16 protein-coding genes are annotated in these 14,696 nt (G+C 68.7%); 10 read left to right on the top strand and 6 right to left on the bottom strand.

The features are described 5' to 3' along the window. Positions 1-14: 14 nt before the first annotated feature. Together ACSFBE_RS17050 and ACSFBE_RS17045 are read right to left on the bottom strand one after the other, a co-directional pair. Positions 15-1,343: a phosphoribosylglycinamide synthetase C domain-containing protein gene (locus ACSFBE_RS17050; protein WP_435491594.1), complete on the bottom strand. Its 1,329-nt coding sequence runs from the start codon at positions 1,341-1,343 to the stop codon at positions 15-17. Beyond that, the gene (locus tag ACSFBE_RS17045) at positions 1,340-2,371 is read right to left on the bottom strand and encodes a methyltransferase (protein WP_435491593.1); all 1,032 of its coding nucleotides are present in this window, start codon (positions 2,369-2,371) and stop codon (positions 1,340-1,342) included. The genes ACSFBE_RS17050 and ACSFBE_RS17045 overlap by 4 nt, the downstream gene beginning before the upstream one ends. A 224-nt stretch (positions 2,372-2,595) precedes the next feature. Between ACSFBE_RS17045 and ACSFBE_RS17040 the strand changes: the two genes are divergently transcribed. Beyond that, positions 2,596-4,608, top strand: a complete 2,013-nt coding sequence (locus tag ACSFBE_RS17040) for an ATP-binding protein (protein ID WP_435491592.1) — start codon at positions 2,596-2,598, stop codon at positions 4,606-4,608. A gap of 36 nt (positions 4,609-4,644) precedes the next feature. Here ACSFBE_RS17040 and ACSFBE_RS17035 read toward each other — a convergent pair whose 3' ends face one another. The 3 genes from ACSFBE_RS17035 to ACSFBE_RS17025 all read right to left on the bottom strand — a co-directional run bounded on the left by ACSFBE_RS17035 (position 4,645) and on the right by ACSFBE_RS17025 (position 5,978). Next, positions 4,645-4,818: a hypothetical protein gene (locus ACSFBE_RS17035; RefSeq protein WP_435491591.1), complete on the bottom strand. Its 174-nt coding sequence runs from the start codon at positions 4,816-4,818 to the stop codon at positions 4,645-4,647. Positions 4,819-4,984: 166 nt separating this feature from the next. Next, positions 4,985-5,410, bottom strand: coding sequence for a universal stress protein (locus tag ACSFBE_RS17030; protein WP_435491590.1), 426 nt, complete (start codon positions 5,408-5,410; stop codon positions 4,985-4,987). A gap of 124 nt (positions 5,411-5,534) precedes the next feature. Next, complete coding sequence (locus ACSFBE_RS17025) at positions 5,535-5,978, bottom strand: universal stress protein (RefSeq protein ID WP_435491589.1); 444 nt, start codon at positions 5,976-5,978, stop codon at positions 5,535-5,537. A gap of 107 nt (positions 5,979-6,085) precedes the next feature. On the opposite strand from ACSFBE_RS17025, the gene ACSFBE_RS17020 reads away from it, so the two are divergent. The 9 genes from ACSFBE_RS17020 to ACSFBE_RS16980 all read left to right on the top strand — a co-directional run bounded on the left by ACSFBE_RS17020 (position 6,086) and on the right by ACSFBE_RS16980 (position 13,858). Then, on the top strand, positions 6,086-8,443 hold the full coding sequence (locus ACSFBE_RS17020) for a heavy metal translocating P-type ATPase (protein WP_435491588.1): 2,358 nt from the start codon (positions 6,086-6,088) through the stop codon (positions 8,441-8,443). Further along, the gene (gene ccoS, locus ACSFBE_RS17015; protein WP_435491587.1) at positions 8,443-8,580 is read left to right on the top strand and encodes a cbb3-type cytochrome oxidase assembly protein CcoS; all 138 of its coding nucleotides are present in this window, start codon (positions 8,443-8,445) and stop codon (positions 8,578-8,580) included. The genes ACSFBE_RS17020 and ccoS overlap by 1 nt, the downstream gene beginning before the upstream one ends. A gap of 66 nt (positions 8,581-8,646) precedes the next feature. Then, complete coding sequence (gene ccoN, locus ACSFBE_RS17010) at positions 8,647-10,101, top strand: cytochrome-c oxidase, cbb3-type subunit I (protein WP_435491586.1); 1,455 nt, start codon at positions 8,647-8,649, stop codon at positions 10,099-10,101. Between the two features lie 12 nt (positions 10,102-10,113). After that, complete coding sequence (ccoO, locus tag ACSFBE_RS17005; protein ID WP_435491585.1) at positions 10,114-10,740, top strand: cytochrome-c oxidase, cbb3-type subunit II; 627 nt, start codon at positions 10,114-10,116, stop codon at positions 10,738-10,740. A gap of 15 nt (positions 10,741-10,755) precedes the next feature. After that, a complete protein-coding gene (locus tag ACSFBE_RS17000) occupies positions 10,756-10,893 on the top strand; it encodes a cbb3-type cytochrome oxidase subunit 3 (RefSeq protein ID WP_435491584.1) in 138 nt (45 codons plus the stop codon). A 10-nt stretch (positions 10,894-10,903) separates the two neighbouring features. Next, positions 10,904-11,821 (top strand): cytochrome-c oxidase, cbb3-type subunit III, encoded by a 918-nt coding sequence (gene ccoP, locus ACSFBE_RS16995; protein ID WP_435491583.1) that lies wholly within the window; start codon positions 10,904-10,906, stop codon positions 11,819-11,821. Positions 11,822-11,848: 27 nt separating this feature from the next. Then, positions 11,849-13,294: a cytochrome c oxidase accessory protein CcoG gene (gene ccoG, locus ACSFBE_RS16990; RefSeq protein ID WP_435491582.1), complete on the top strand. Its 1,446-nt coding sequence runs from the start codon at positions 11,849-11,851 to the stop codon at positions 13,292-13,294. 20 nt (positions 13,295-13,314) lie between these two features. Further along, a complete protein-coding gene (locus tag ACSFBE_RS16985) occupies positions 13,315-13,596 on the top strand; it encodes a FixH family protein (protein ID WP_435491581.1) in 282 nt (93 codons plus the stop codon). Between the two features lie 10 nt (positions 13,597-13,606). Next, positions 13,607-13,858 (top strand): hypothetical protein, encoded by a 252-nt coding sequence (locus tag ACSFBE_RS16980; protein WP_435491580.1) that lies wholly within the window; start codon positions 13,607-13,609, stop codon positions 13,856-13,858. On the opposite strand, the gene fnr is transcribed toward ACSFBE_RS16980, so the two are convergent. Beyond that, a complete protein-coding gene (fnr, locus tag ACSFBE_RS16975; protein WP_435491579.1) occupies positions 13,839-14,555 on the bottom strand; it encodes a fumarate/nitrate reduction transcriptional regulator Fnr in 717 nt (238 codons plus the stop codon). The two genes, ACSFBE_RS16980 and fnr, sit on opposite strands and share 20 nt — an antisense overlap. Between the last annotated feature and the right edge of the window lie 141 nt (positions 14,556-14,696).

Below are 14,696 nucleotides of genomic sequence, written 5' to 3'. Positions count from 1 at the left end.
GCTGCTGCGGCTCCTCAGGGCGCCTCCGGCCCGGCGGCGCCATCGAGCAGGCCCCAACGGCTGAGCAGGTCCAGCTCGGCCTGATGCACCCGGGTTCCGATGTCCGTGCGATAGCGCAGGTTCGGAACCACCACCTGCCGCGCGGCGTCGTAGGCGGCCCGCTGCGCGGCTGGAATGTCAGCACCGATTCCCGTCGCCACGCCGATGTAGCCGGTGCTGCCGCTGGCGACCAGGTGGTCTTCCTGCAAGGCCACCTCCGCGAAATGCACCGCGTCGCGCTCGGCCGCCGTCACTGTTTCTCGAAAGCAGATCGGCGAGCCCTTGGAGATCTCCGCATAGCCGTGGGCATAGGGGAAGGGGGGAACGGTCAGCACCACGCCGCACGCGAAGCCCGGCCGCGTCGCGATGCGGGCTGGTTCGCCCGAGAGCATCTTCCGGAAGATGCTGTCCCACGGTTCGAGGTGCAGCGCGTCGCAGATCGCATAACCGGGATAGCCGAAGCGGCTGGTGAACTCCAGCGGCCACAGCCCGTGCTCGTTCACGATCAGGTTCAGGTTGATGTAGCCGCAATGGCCGGCAGCCCGCAGCGGCTCGGCCATGCAGGCGAGCGTGCGTTCGAAGAGCGGCTGGGCGCCGCGGTAGCTCACGATGGTGCCCATCTCGCCGGTGAGTTCCCCCAGGTCGCCGGGGAAGAAGCGCTTGTGCTCCCAGTCCAAGAGCGCAGGGCCCAGGAACTCCCGGCCGTTGAAATAGGCACCGACGCCGATCTCCACCCCGTGGACGTACTCCATCAGCACGAAGCTCACCGGCTCGGGCCGGGAGCGAAGATGCGCTTGCTGGAGTTGCAGGAACGCGACCATGTCCGCGGCGCTGTCGAGCTCGCCCACATAGTTGCGGGTGCGCTCGGCGTTGGCGCCGTTGTTCTTGAAGACGTAGCGACCCGGCGCGTGCGCCAAAAAGTCGAGCGCCGCCTGGATGTCGGTGAACGAATGACTGCGCGCGGTGCGCAGGCCGGCATGCCGCAGCTCCGACTGGCCGAAGGCCCGCTCGTCTTCCAGCCGGTCTCCGTAGGCGCTGCCGCCGATCACCTGAAAGCCGTCCTGGCGCAGGGCATCCTGCCAGTCGCCCTTGACTGCCGATTCGAAGAGGACGATCCCGCCCGACCCGACCTCCCGGATCCAGTCGAGTGCCTGTCGCCAGTCCTCCACGCGCGTGAGCATCCCGCCGAAGACGTCGTGCGCCTGGCCGTCCTCGATGTAGACGCGTACCTCGTGGCCGGCCTGCATCAGGCGCCAGTACATGTCGCCCAGATCGCAGGTCTCGCCGATGCCGAGAAACCTCATGGGATCGGACCACCGGATCGGGTCACCACGAGCGCGACCGCCGCGATGCGGTCGGCCTCGCGATAGCCCGGCTGGTCGAGTTCCTCGCCGAAGACGTCCGGGTCGATCTCCCAGTAGCGCGTTGCCAATCCGTCTTGGCGCGTCCAGCGTTCGACCGCTTCCCGGAACGGGTCGCTGCCGCCGAGGATCGGCACGCCGGTGTAGAGAACCAGCCGCCCGCCCGCTGCCAGCAGGGGGATGCCCTCGGCGACGATGCGCAGCGACAGATCGAAGCCGAGGCTGCCGCCGCCATGGCGGTAGAGGCGCTGCTCCGCGTCCAGCAGGTAGGGCGGGTTGGCGATGATCAGGTCGAGGCCGGGCCGGGTGCCCGCGAAGAGGTCGGCCTGCCGGCACTCGACCGGCGCGACGCCGTTGATGCGGGCGTTGATGGCCGCCATCGACAGGGCCCGGGCGTTCACGTCGACGAGCTCGACGCGGGGCGGCAATGCGTCGGCCCCGCCCAGCCTGCCGAGCAGTGCCGCGGCCACCAGCCCACCGGCGCCGCCGCCGCAGCCGACATCGAGCAGTCGGCTCGCCCGGGCGCCGCGCAATTCGATCTCGTCGCGGACCAGCGAGACGAAGCGATGGGTGTCGGGCCCGAAGAACACGGCGTCCGATTCCAGCGTCGGATAGCCGGAGTGTAGAAAGAGATGGTGCGCCAGCGTCGAGAAGCGGATCCGGCTGCGCCACAGGGCGCCGTCGCGCACGATCAGGCCAGAGGATTCCAGGGCCGCATGCAGCTCCGGAGGCAAGGTGCCTGGCGCGAAGGGCAGGTTCCAGCCCCAGAGGTCGCGCGCAGAGGACGCAACCGCACCGGCGCGCCGCGCGAGCACGCGCCGTTGCGTCTCCGGGGTCACGGTGTCGAAGCGGTAGTGCTCCGCCTTCAGGCGTCTGGCCAGCTGCAAGAGCGCCTCGTGCGCCAGCTCCGCCTGGGCGCTTCCCGGTGGGTCGGTGCGGCATGCTTTCTGCAGCGGGTGAACAATCGCCATGGCGGCAGCGTAGGGACCCGAAAGCCCGGCGCCGAGGGTTGTTTGACCCAATGTGCCGTCGGACGCGATGCCGGGCCAGGGCATGGCCGGCAGCCCATCGCGCCTGCTGATCACCACCCGATGACCCGGCCGCCGAGCGCCTCCTCGTGGGCCTTGTCCCGTCTGGCGCGGTGTGTAGGCGTCGACCCGCGTGCGCGGCCACCGGGCTCTGGCACGATCGACGGATGTCACTTCCCAACGATGCCAACGATGCTCCCGGCGCCGCCACCGTGGTCTGGTACACGTCCGAGGACGGCGCGGTCACACAACCGAATCCGCAGTGGCAGGCCTTCACCGGCCAGAGCCGCAGGAATTACGAGGGCTGGGGTTGGCTCGACGCCATTCACCCGGACGACCGCGGTCGGGTGCGGCAGCGTTGGGCCGAGGCGGCCGCCAGCGGCGAGCCGATCCGGTTGAACTACCGGCTGCGTCGGCACGATGGCGCCTACCGCGACGTGGTGGCGCAAGGCGCGCCGATTTTCGATCACGGCAGGCTGAGCCAGTGGGTCGGCTTCGTCGTCGACGCGACCGAGAGCCTGCGCGCAGAGAAGGCGCTGAAGGCGAGCGAGGAGCGCTTTCGCGTGCTCGATGCCATCAGCCAGGCCACCCGCCATCTGCGCGATTCGGACAGCATCATGGCCGCCACCGCGCGCCTGCTGGGGCAGGCGCTGGGCGCCACCCGATGCGCCTACGCGGATGTCGACAGCGACAGCGATCGCTTCACCATCCGCAGCGACTGGGCGATGGACGGCGTGCCGAGCAGCGCCGGCGTGTACTCGCTGAACCTCTTCGGGCCGCAGGCGACCTCGAATCTGCGGGTGGGCCGCCATCTGGTCGTGAATGATGTCGACCGGGAGCTGGGCGAGGAGGGCGGTGCGCGCATGTTCAACGCGATCGGCGTCAAGGCCATCATCTGCGCGGGACTGGTCAAGGACGGGCGGCTGGTCGCGATGATGGCGGTGCATCAGGCCGAGCCGCGCCATTGGACGGCCGATGAGGTCCATACGGTGTCGGAGGTGGTCGACCGGTGCTGGGCGCACATCGAGCGGGTGCGCGATGCCGCCATGCTGCGCGAGCAGGACACGCGGAAAGACGAATTCATCGCGACCCTGGCGCACGAGTTGCGCAATCCACTGGCCCCCATCAAGTACGCGGTGGCGATCGCCTCACGCCACGAGGTGCCGGTGGAAGTCGGCCGCAAGCACGCCGTCATCGACCGGCAGGTCAGCCTGATGGCGAGGCTCATCGACGACCTGCTCGACGTCTCGCGCATCAACCGCGGGCTGATCCAGCTCCGGCGCGAGCAGGCACAGCTCGATGTCCTGGTCGCTCAGGCGCTCGAGACCACCCAGAGCCTGATCGACGTGCGCCAGCACCGCCTCGAGGTGCGCGTGCCGCCGCATATCGGCGTCAACGTGGATCCCGCGCGGCTGGTGCAGGTGATCGGCAACCTGCTCGCCAATGCGGCCAAGTACACGCCGCTGGCCGGCCGCATCGAGGTCGAAGGCCGTGTTCAGGGTGATCACGCCGTCCTCTCCGTGTCCGACAGCGGGTTGGGCATTCCGCCGGGCGATCTGGCGCGCGTGTTCCAGACCTTCGCGCAGCTGGACCACACCAAGGCCCATGCCCAGGGCGGCCTGGGGCTGGGCCTGGCGCTGGTGGAGAAATTGGTGGCGCTTCACGGCGGTCGGGTGTACGTCCGCAGCCCGGGGCTCGATCAGGGCAGCACCTTCACCCTCGAACTGCCGCTGAGTGTCGACGCCGAGGGCAGCGCCACGGCGGGCCCGGCCGGAGGCGTCGACGATGCGCTTCCCGCCATCCCGCCGGGAACGCGCGTGCTGGTGGTGGAAGACAACGACGACGGCCGCGAAACCCTGGTCGAGCTGCTGCAAGGCATGGGGCACCGGGTGCAGGGCGTGTCGAACGGCGAGGACGCCCTTGCGGCCGCGGCGGACACGCTGCCTCAGCTGGTGCTGCTCGACCTGGGCTTGCCGGGCCTGGACGGCTACGAGGTCGCGCGCCGGTTGCGGCAGCAGCGTGGCGCCGACCGGATGGCCCTCATCGCCTTGACCGGCTGGGGCGCGACCCGCGACGTGGCGCGCTCCCAGGCGGCCGGCTTCGACCACCATCTGACGAAGCCGGTCGAGGCTGCGATGCTCGAACGCACCATCCGGTTGGCGCTTCGGCGCGTGGTGTGAGCACCGGCGTGGCTGGTCGCGCGTTGGCGCGCCTCTTCAGTCGCCGTTCTCGGGGAAGGGAAGCCCTTCGCTTCGGGTGAGATGCCGAAGCTCGTTGTACGCGGCGCGCAGTTGCTCCCGTGCCGCAGCGTCACCGCGCTGGAAGGCTGCGACGGCCGCCGCATAGCGATCCGTCAGCTCGTGCCAACGCGCTTGGGGAAAGGAACTCATCACACCGTCGAACATTCGGGACCTCCGTTCAAACCGCCTGGGCGGCATTCGGGAAACAAAAGGCTACTTATTGAAGTGAAATGTACAACATCTGTTCTAAGTTGTTGCCTGTCTTCGCTTTTTTGGCGGTTTCACGCAACACCTTCCCGAATCGGGTGGTCCGCCCCTACTTGACCAGCAGCACGGACACCGGGCTCTCCGCGATCACCTTGCTGGCAACCGAACCCAGCAGCGCTCGGCCGAACATGCCGTGGCCGTGCGTGCCCATCACGATCAGGCCGGCGCCCGTGTCCTTGGCCGCGGCGACGATTTCCTCCGGCGCATGGCCGTGGCGCAGCTGAACGGCATAGCCGCTGACGCCCTGGGCCTCGAGGTACTTCTTGACCGGCTCGAGCACCTTGGCGGCTTCTTCGGCGTAGTAGCCCTCCACGATGTCCTTGGTGACGTGGCGGGTGACATTGGACGGCAGGCCGGTGCTCACGGTCACCAGCACCAGATCGCTGCCCTGGCCGAACATGCTGCGGTTGCTGCTGAGGTAGGCCAGCGCCTTCTGGGTGTAGGCGCTGCCGTCGACGGCGACGAGAATTTTCATGGTCTGTCCTTTCGTTGTTCATGGAAACCGGTGGGGCCTCTCGCCCCACACCGCGGATGTGACCACAGCGGGGCGGGCCTTCGAACCAAGTCCCCGGCATGGCTGCGGTCTTGCGGCCGGGCCGTCAGCGCAGCACCAGCACCGGCAGGGTGGAATGCGTCAGCACGTGCTGCGTCTCGCTGCCCAGCAGCAGGCGCTTGATGCCCTTGCGGCCATGCGAGGCCATCACGATCAGGTCGGCCTTGTGCTTCTTCGCGGCGGCGACGATCGACTCGGCGACCAGGTCGGAGCTGACCGACACCGTCTTCACCGTCACGCCGCTGCTCCTGGCGCGCGTCGCGACGGCGGCCAGCGTTTCCTCGGCGGCGGCGGCCCACTGCTTCTCGATGCGGGCGATGTCGTCCGGTGCGAACACCATGGCGCCGTCGAAGTAGGCCTTCGGATAGCGCGGCACCACCGTCAGCGCCACCAGGTCCGCGCCGTGCTGCGCCGCGAGGGCGATCCCGCTGCTGACCGCCTTGCGCGAGAGGGTGGAGCCGTCGGTGGCGATGAGGATGCGCTTGAACATGGGATTTTCCTGCGGGGTGTGTCGATGGCCCGAGCCTAGGCGGCACCCTGGCGCGGGGCTTGATCCAGATCAAGCGGCGGCGCGGTGCCCGCCGCTAGCCTTGCGGCATGCAAGCTGCCCTCCCGTTCGCCGCGCCCGGCCTGCTCCAGCCGTCCGCCGCCGAGACCGTGCCGCCGGCGGTTGCGGCGGTGCTCGACGACCCGGCCGAATGGACCGCCTTCGGCCAGCCGATCGACGGCGATCCCGCGGGCGGTCGCTGGTCATCGCAGGTGGTGGTGGAGGGCATGCACTGCGCGGCCTGCGCCTTCACCGTGGAAGCCGCGCTGGCGCAGGTGCCCGGCGTGCTGCGCGCCGAGGTCAACGCGGCCACGCGGCGTGCGCGCATCGTGTGGTCGGCGGCCGAGGTGCAGCCCTCGCGCTGGTTCGCCGCCTCGGCCGCGGCCGGCTATCCGCTGGTGCCGGCCGGCGACCTGCAGGCCCGCGCCCAGCGTGCCGGCGTGGCACGGCTGGCGCTGTGGCGCTGGCTGGTCGCCGGCTTCTGCATGATGCAGGTGATGATGTATGCGTACCCCGCATACATCGCGCAGCCCGGCGACATGTCGGCCGACGCCGCGCAACTGCTGCGCTGGGCCTCCTGGGTGCTCACGCTGCCGGTGGTCTTCTTCTGCTGCGGCCCGTTCTTTCGCAGCGCATGGCGCGACCTGCGGCAACGCCGCGTCGGCATGGACCTGCCGGTGGCGCTCGGCATGGTCATCACCTTTGCCGTCAGCACCGCCGCGACCTTCGACCCCACCGGGCCGCTCGGCCGCGAGGTCTACTTCGACTCGCTCACGATGTTCGTGTTCTTCCTGCTGACTGGCCGCTGGCTGGAGACGCGGCTGCGCGACCGCACTGCCGGTGCGCTGGAGGCGCTGATGAACCGCCTGCCCGACAGCGTCGAGCGGCTGGTGCCCGATGGCAGCTTCGTGCGCGTGGCCGTGCGGCGCCTGCAGGTGGGCGACACCGTGCGGGTGCTGCCGGGAGAGGCCTTCCCGGCCGATGGCGTGGTGACGCTCGGCGACACCAGCGCCGACGAGGCGCTGCTCACCGGCGAGTCGCGTCCGGTGCCGCGCCCCCGCGGCGCGCGCGTGCTGGCCGGCAGCCACAACCTCGCCGCAGCTGTGCAGGTGCGCATCGACGCCGTAGGCAGCGGCACGCGTTTCGCGCAGATCGTGGCGCTGATGGAAAGCGCGTCGCTCGGCAAGCCGCGCCTGGCGCAACTGGCCGACCGCGTGGCGCGGCCCTTCCTGATCGGCGTGCTGGGTGCGGCCGCCTTGGCCGGCGCCTTGTGGTGGCAGGCCGGCCCGGGACATGCGCTGATGGTCGCCGTCGCGGTGCTGATCGTCACCTGTCCCTGCGCGCTCTCGCTGGCGACGCCGGCCGCGATGCTGGCGAGTGCCGGGTCGCTGGCGCGCGCCGGCGTGGTGGTGCACGACCTGCAGGCGCTCGAGGCGCTGGCGTCGATCGACACCGTGGTCTTCGACAAGACCGGTACGCTGACGCGCGACACGCCGCGGCTCGACCGGGTGTACAGCCGGCGCGGCACCTTGCCGGGCGATGCAGTGGAACTGGCTGCGACCCTCGGTGCGCAGTCGCTGCACCCGGCCGCCCGGGCCCTGGTGAACGCCTGGCAGTCGCAGCACCGGGTGCCGCCGGGCTGGACCGCATCGCAGGTCACCGAACAGGCGGGGCAGGGCCTCGAAGGGGTGCTCCAGCGGCGTCAACCCTTCGCCGGCGCCGTGCCGCGCCGCCTGCGCTTCGGCGCCGCCGACTTCTGCGGCGTGCCGCCGCTGCAGTGCGAGGGGACGCAGGTCCATCTCGCGGACGAGGCCGGCTGGGTGGCGAGCTTCGCGCTCGCCGAAGACCTGCGCGACGACGCCGCCGCGGCCGTCGGCGCGCTGCAGGCGCAAGGCATCGGCGTGCAGCTGCTCTCGGGCGACCGCGACGGCGCGGCGCGCGAGATCGCGCAGCAGGCCGGCATTCGTGATGCACGCGGCGGCTGCACGCCCGAAGACAAGCTCATCGCCATGCAGGCGCTGCAGGCGGCCGGATGCAAAGTCGCCATGGTGGGGGACGGCCTCAACGACGGCCCGGTGCTGGCGCAGGCGCACGCGTCATTCGCCTTCGGCAAGGCGGTGCCGCTGGCGCAGGCGCGGGCCGATTTCATCGTGTTGGGCGATGCGCTCTGCGCCGTTCCCGAAGCGATCGCGCAGGCGCGGCGAACGCTGCGCATCGTGCGGCAGAACCTCGCCTGGGCGGCCGGCTACAACGCGCTGTGCGTGCCGCTCGCGCTGGCCGGTTGGTTGCCCGCGTGGCTGGCCGGGCTCGGCATGGCAGCGAGCTCGCTGGTGGTCGTGCTCAACGCGGCACGGCTTGCGCGGCCGATGAAGCAACCGGTGTTCGCGTCGACGGGGCAGGGCGCCTGATGGACATCCTCTTCCTGCTCATCCCCTTCTCGGTCGTGCTCGTGCTACTGATCCTCGGCGGCCTGTGGTGGGCGGTGGACCGTGGGCAATTCGACGACGTCGAGCGCGAAGGCGAGCGCATTCTTCAGGACGATTGATCTGCATCAATCCGTGAGGCGTGTCTCACCAAGACACTGGCCGGGTCTCATAGAAAAGGCCCGACGATGCAAGTTCCCAACCCTCCCGCGGCGGTCTACAGCGACACCGCTGTCCGTCAGTTCGCCATCATGTCCGTGGTCTGGGGCGTGGTCGGCATGCTGGTCGGCGTGATCATCGCGTCGCAGCTGGCCTGGCCCGAACTCAACTTCGGCATCTCCTGGCTCAGCTACGGGCGGTTGCGCCCGCTGCACACCAACGCGGTCATCTTTGCCTTCGGCGGCTGCGCGCTGATGGCGACCAGCTTCCACGTGGTGCAGCGCACCTGCCAGGTCCGGCTGTTCGCGCCGGCGCTGGCGTCCTTCGTGTTCTGGGGCTGGCAGATCGTCATCGTGGGCGCAGTCATCAGCCTGCCGCTGGGCTACACCAGCGGCAAGGAATACGCCGAGCTCGAATGGCCGATCGACCTCCTGATCACCGCCGTGTGGGTGGCCTACGCCATCGTGTTCTTCGGCACCATCGCCATCCGCAAGGTGCGCCACATCTACGTGGCCAACTGGTTCTACGGTTCTTTCATCATCGCGGTGGCGCTGCTGCACATCGTCAACAGCGCGGCCATCCCGGCCGGCTGGATGAAGAGCTACTCGGCCTACGCCGGCGTGCAGGACGCGATGGTCCAGTGGTGGTACGGCCACAACGCGGTCGGCTTCTTCCTCACCGCCGGCTTCCTCGGGATGATGTACTACTACATCCCCAAGCAGGCAGGCCGGCCGGTGTATTCGTATCGGCTCTCCATCGTCCACTTCTGGGCGCTGATCTTCACCTACATGTGGGCTGGCCCGCACCACCTGCACTACACCGCGCTGCCCGATTGGACGCAGTCCATCGGCATGGTGTTCTCGCTGATCCTGCTGGCCCCGAGCTGGGGCGGGATGATCAACGGCGTGATGACGCTGTCGGGCGCCTGGCACAAGCTGCGCACCGACCCGATCCTGCGCTTCCTGATCGTCGCACTGTCCTTCTACGGCATGGCCACCTTCGAGGGGCCGATGATGTCGATCAAGACGGTCAACGCCCTGAGCCACTACACCGACTGGACCGTCGGCCACGTGCATGCCGGCGCCCTCGGCTGGGTCGGCCTCATCACGATGGGGTCGCTCTACTACCTGATCCCGCGCCTGTGGGGCCGCACCGAGATGCACAGCATCAAGGCGATCGAGATGCACTTTTGGATGTCGACCATCGGCATCGTGCTCTACATCGCCGCCATGTGGATCGCCGGCGTGATGCAGGGCCTGATGTGGCGCGCGATCAACGCGGACGGCACGCTCACCTACACCTTCGTCGAGAGCGTGAAGGCCACCTACCCGTACTACGTGGTGCGCTTGCTCGGCGGCCTGCTGTACCTGGGCGGCATGCTGGTCATGGCCTGGAACGTCTGGATGACGGTGGTCGGAGGCCGCTCGCACCGCGCACTGATCCCGACCGCATCCGGCACCGCCACTGCCCTGGCCCCCGCCTGAAAAGAGAAAGCCATGAGTTCCAATGCACCCAAGACCGGCTTCTCGCACGAGAAGATCGAGACCAACAACTTCCTGATGATCGTGCTGATCCTGCTGGTGATCGCCGTCGGCGGCCTGGTGGAGATCGTGCCGCTGTTCTTCCAGAAGTCGACCACCGAGGCAGTGACCGGCGTCAAGCCGCTCGAGTCGCTGCAACTGGTCGGCCGCGACATCTACACCCGGGAGGGTTGCTACAACTGCCATTCGCAGATGATCCGCCCCTTCCGCGCCGAGACGCTGCGCTACGGCCACTACTCGGTGGCGGGCGAGTTCGTCTACGACCACCCCTTCCAGTGGGGCAGCAAGCGCACCGGGCCCGACCTGCACCGCGTCGGTGGCAAGTACAGCGACGAGTGGCATCGCATTCACCTGAACAACCCGCGCGACCTGGTGCCCGAGTCGAACATGCCGGCCTACAGCTGGCTCGACACCTCGCCGGCCGACGCGACCAGCATCGGCGCGCACATGACGGCGCTGCGCCGCGTGGGCGTGCCCTACACCGACGCGCAGATCGCCGGCGCCAAGGACGCGCTGGCCGGCAAGACCGAGATGGACGCCATCTTGGCGTACCTGCAGTCGCTCGGCCTGGCCCTCAAGTAACCGGAAGAGCGAACCATGGACATCACCACCCTTCGCATTGCGGCCACGCTGGCCTCTTTCGTCACCTTCATCGGCATCCTGGTCTGGGCCTTCGCGCGCCGCAACCGCGGCGGTTTCGACGAAGCCGCGCAGTTGCCCTTCGAGCAGGACTGAAACGAACATCATGAGCGACTTCATCAGCGACTTCTGGTCGCACTACGTCACTTTCGTCTCCCTGGCGAGCATCGCGGCCTGCGCGTTGCTGCTGTGGATCACCAACCGCACACGCGCCCCCATCGGTGGCGACAACACCACCGGCCACGTCTGGGACGAGGACCTGCGCGAGATGAACAACCCGCTGCCGCGCTGGTGGGTCGGGCTGTTCGTGCTGACCATCGTCTTCGCGCTGGGTTACCTGGTCGCCTATCCCGGCCTGGGCAGCATGCAGGGCCAACTGGGTTGGAGCACGACCAGCGAGTACGACAAGGAAATCGCCAAGGCGAATGCCGAGCTCGGGCCGGTGTACGCCAGGTACAGCGCCATGCCGGCCGAGCAGGTGGCCCGCGACCCGCAGGCCATGGCGATCGGCGAGCGGCTGTTCCTCAACAACTGCGCCCAGTGCCATGGGTCCGACGCGCGCGGCAGCAAGGGCTTCCCGAACCTCAGCGACGGCGACTGGATGCACGGCGGAGAACCCGCCAGGATCCAGGAAACCATCACGCTCGGGCGCACCGGCGTGATGCCGCCCATGGCCGCGGCGGTCGGCACGCCGGACGACGTGAAGAACGTCGCCAACTATGTGCTGAGCCTGTCGGGCAGCCCGCACGACTCGGTGCGCGCCGGCCTGGGGAAAGCCAAGTTCACCGCCTGCGCGGCCTGCCACGGCATGACCGGCGGCGGCAACCCCGCCCTGGGTGCACCCAACCTGTCGGACCGCATCTGGCTGCACGGCTACGGGCAGGACGCGATCATCTCGATCATCAACACCGGCAAGACCAACCAGATGCCGGCGCAGCAGGGTCGCCTGACCGAAGCGCAGATCCATGTGCTGGCGTCGTACGTGTGGGGACTGTCGAACAACCCGGCGTCGGCGTCGCGCTGAGCGCGTCTGCTCAGTCGCCACCCGCGCATGTCCTCATCCCCACGACCCGTACCGGCGCCGGCTTCCACGCCGCGCAAGGTGATCCGCATCGCACCGGCCGAGGGCGAAAGTGTCGGCCTCTACGAGTCGCACAAGAAGATCTACGCGCGCAGCATCCAGGGCGTCTTCGCGCGCTGGCGCTGGGCCATGGTCTTCATCACGCAGATCGTCTTCTACGGTCTGCCATGGCTGGCGTGGGGCGAGCGCCAGATGGTGCTGTTCGACCTGGCGGCGCGCCGCTTCTATCTCTTCGGGCTGGTGCTCTATCCGCAAGACCTGATCTACCTCACGGGGCTGCTGGTGGTGTCGGCGCTGCTGCTGTTCCTGTTCACCGCGGTGGCGGGGCGCCTGTGGTGCGGCTACGCCTGCCCGCAGACCGTCTACACCGAGATCTTCATGTGGGTCGAGGAGAAGATCGAAGGCGCCCGCAGTGCACGCATGCGGCTGGACAAGGGCGCGCTGTCGATGGAGCGGGGCGTGAAGAAGACCTTCAAGCACGTGGTCTGGCTCGGAATCGCGCTGTGGACCGGTTTCACTTTCGTCGGCTATTTCACGCCGATCCGTGAACTCGGCATGGCCTTCCTGCAGACGCAGATGGGCTCATGGGAAGTGTTCTGGGCCTTCTTCTACGGCTTCGCCACCTACGGCAACGCGGGCTTCATGCGCGAGCAGGTCTGCAAGTACATGTGCCCCTACGCGCGCTTCCAGGGCGCGATGTTCGACCGCGACACGCTGATCGTCAGCTACGACGTCGAGCGCGGCGAGCCGCGCGGCGCGCGCGGCAAGCAGCACGCACGCGGCGACCGGGGCGACTGCATCGACTGCACGCTGTGCGTGCAGGTGTGCCCGACCGGCATCGACATCCGCGAAGGCCTGCAGTACGAATGCATCGGCTGCGGCCTGTGCGTCGATGCCTGCAACAGCGTGATGCGCAAGATGGACTATCCGCCGGGCCTGATCCGCTACGCCACGCAGAACGGCATGGCCGGCCGCTGGTCGCCGAGCCAGGTGCTGCGCCGTGTGCTGCGGCCGCGCGTGCTGATCTACGGTGCCGTGCTGGCAGCTCTGTGCCTCGGGTTGCTCGCCAGCCTGGTGGTGCGCACCCCGCTCAAGGTCGACGTGGTGCGCGACCGCGCCTCGCTGTCGCGCATCGTCGAAGGCGGCATGCTGGAGAACGTCTACCGCCTGCAGGTCATGAACGCGACCGAGCGGCCGCAGCGCTACCGCATCGCGGCGACCGGTTTGCCGGGCCTGGCCGTGACTTCGGGCGATGCCGTCGAGGTGCTGCCGGCCGAGTCGCGCTGGGTCGCGGTGCGCCTTCAGTTGCCGTACGGCGCCGCGCCGGCCGGCTCGCATTCGGTCCATTTCGAGGTGCAGTCCGCCGACGGCGCGGCGCGTGTTTCGGAAAAGGCCATCTTCCTCGTCCCCCGCTGAACCGCGAAAGAGACATTGCCATGAACACCCTTGCAGCCGCCCCCGTGCCCACGCCCGCCGAACCGTGGTGGAAGTTCCCGCTGGTCTGGATGGTGATCGCCGGCCCGGCGATCGTCGTGGTCGCCGGCTTCGTCACGCTGTGGCTGGCAATCCACACCCCCGATCCGGTGGTGGCAGAGGACTACTACCGCCGGGGCGTCGAAATCAACAAGACGCTGGCCGACAAGAAGCTGATGCCGGCGCAGGCCGGCCGCAACCATGCCGCGACGCCCAGCGATGACGTGCCGCTGCCCAAGCGCTGAGCCAGATCCGATGAAACGTCGCATTCGCCGCCTGGCCTGGATCCTCTGGCCCTCGTTCCTGCTGGCCTGCGTGGTCGAGATGCTGGTGTTCGCCCTGGTCGACCCGAGCGACGTGCACTGGCGCGGCGAGCCGCTGCCGCTGTCGCGCCAGGGGCTCTACACCGCGAGCTTCTTCGTCTTCTGGATTTTGGCGATGGGCTCGAGCGCTCTCACCGCGCTGCTCGCGATGTCGCGGCGCGAGGTCAACACGCCGGAGGGTTGACCAACCGGCGCAGCTTGTCGGCGTCGACGATGCGCACATGGCGCTGCTGCACCGCGACGATGCCGTCCTCGACGAACTTCGACAGCGTGCGGCTCACCGTCTCGAGCTTGAGTCCGAGGTAGCTGCCGATCTCCTCGCGTGTCATGCGCAGCACCAGCTCCGATTGCGAGAAGCCGCGCGCATGCAGGCGCTGCACCAGGTTCAGCAGGAAGGCAGCGAGCCGCTCCTCCGCGCGCATGCTGCCCAGCAGCAGCATCACGCCGTGCTCGCGCACGATCTCGCGGCTCATGATCTGGTGCACATGCCGCTGCAGGGCCGTCACCTCGCGCGAGAGTTCCTCGATGCGGTCGAAGGGCATCACGCAGACTTCCGCGTCTTCCAGCGCGACGGCGTCGCAGGTGTGGTGGTCGTTCACGATGCCGTCCAGGCCGATGATCTCGCCGGCCATCTGGAAGCCGGTGACCTGGTCGCGGCCGTCCTCGGAGGTGACGCGGGTCTTGAAGACGCCGGTACGGATCGCGTAGAGCGAGGTGAAGCGCTCGCCGTTGTGGAACAGCGTCTCGCGCCGCTTCAGCTTGCGGCGCGTGGCGACGATCTCGTCGATGCGCTTCAGGTCGGCGGGCTGCAGGCCGATCGGCATGCACAACTCGCGCAGGTTGCAGTTGGAACAGGCGACTTTGATGGTTTCGGGGGTCATGGGCTGCGGGCGGGCAGGCGGGGAGGGTGCTGCCGACGCGTCGGTGGTTTGAGGGAATTGTTCGCGAGCGGCGGGCGCGCAGGCTTGACGGGCGTCAATGAAGACGGGCCCCGTTGGCGGCACAGTCGACGAGCCCTCCGC

The sequence above is a fragment of the Variovorax sucrosi genome (assembly GCF_051216635.1).
In the GTDB taxonomy this organism is placed as follows: Bacteria; Pseudomonadota; Gammaproteobacteria; order Burkholderiales; family Burkholderiaceae_C; genus Variovorax.
Note: the sequence above shows the minus strand (reverse complement) of the source record. Positions and strands in the feature narration are given on the sequence as shown.

Coding starts and splice junctions, on each gene's coding strand:
- ACSFBE_RS17050 (WP_435491594.1), bottom strand. CDS start 1,343: ATGAGGTTTCTCGGCATCGGCGAGACCTGCGATCTGGGCGACATGTAC.
- ACSFBE_RS17045 (WP_435491593.1), bottom strand. CDS start 2,371: ATGGCGATTGTTCACCCGCTGCAGAAAGCATGCCGCACCGACCCACCG.
- ACSFBE_RS17040 (WP_435491592.1), top strand. CDS start 2,596: ATGTCACTTCCCAACGATGCCAACGATGCTCCCGGCGCCGCCACCGTG.
- ACSFBE_RS17035 (WP_435491591.1), bottom strand. CDS start 4,818: ATGAGTTCCTTTCCCCAAGCGCGTTGGCACGAGCTGACGGATCGCTAT.
- ACSFBE_RS17030 (WP_435491590.1), bottom strand. CDS start 5,410: ATGAAAATTCTCGTCGCCGTCGACGGCAGCGCCTACACCCAGAAGGCG.
- ACSFBE_RS17025 (WP_435491589.1), bottom strand. CDS start 5,978: ATGTTCAAGCGCATCCTCATCGCCACCGACGGCTCCACCCTCTCGCGC.
- ACSFBE_RS17020 (WP_435491588.1), top strand. CDS start 6,086: ATGCAAGCTGCCCTCCCGTTCGCCGCGCCCGGCCTGCTCCAGCCGTCC.
- ccoS (WP_435491587.1), top strand. CDS start 8,443: ATGGACATCCTCTTCCTGCTCATCCCCTTCTCGGTCGTGCTCGTGCTA.
- ccoN (WP_435491586.1), top strand. CDS start 8,647: ATGCAAGTTCCCAACCCTCCCGCGGCGGTCTACAGCGACACCGCTGTC.
- ccoO (WP_435491585.1), top strand. CDS start 10,114: ATGAGTTCCAATGCACCCAAGACCGGCTTCTCGCACGAGAAGATCGAG.
- ACSFBE_RS17000 (WP_435491584.1), top strand. CDS start 10,756: ATGGACATCACCACCCTTCGCATTGCGGCCACGCTGGCCTCTTTCGTC.
- ccoP (WP_435491583.1), top strand. CDS start 10,904: ATGAGCGACTTCATCAGCGACTTCTGGTCGCACTACGTCACTTTCGTC.
- ccoG (WP_435491582.1), top strand. CDS start 11,849: ATGTCCTCATCCCCACGACCCGTACCGGCGCCGGCTTCCACGCCGCGC.
- ACSFBE_RS16985 (WP_435491581.1), top strand. CDS start 13,315: ATGAACACCCTTGCAGCCGCCCCCGTGCCCACGCCCGCCGAACCGTGG.
- ACSFBE_RS16980 (WP_435491580.1), top strand. CDS start 13,607: ATGAAACGTCGCATTCGCCGCCTGGCCTGGATCCTCTGGCCCTCGTTC.
- fnr (WP_435491579.1), bottom strand. CDS start 14,555: ATGACCCCCGAAACCATCAAAGTCGCCTGTTCCAACTGCAACCTGCGC.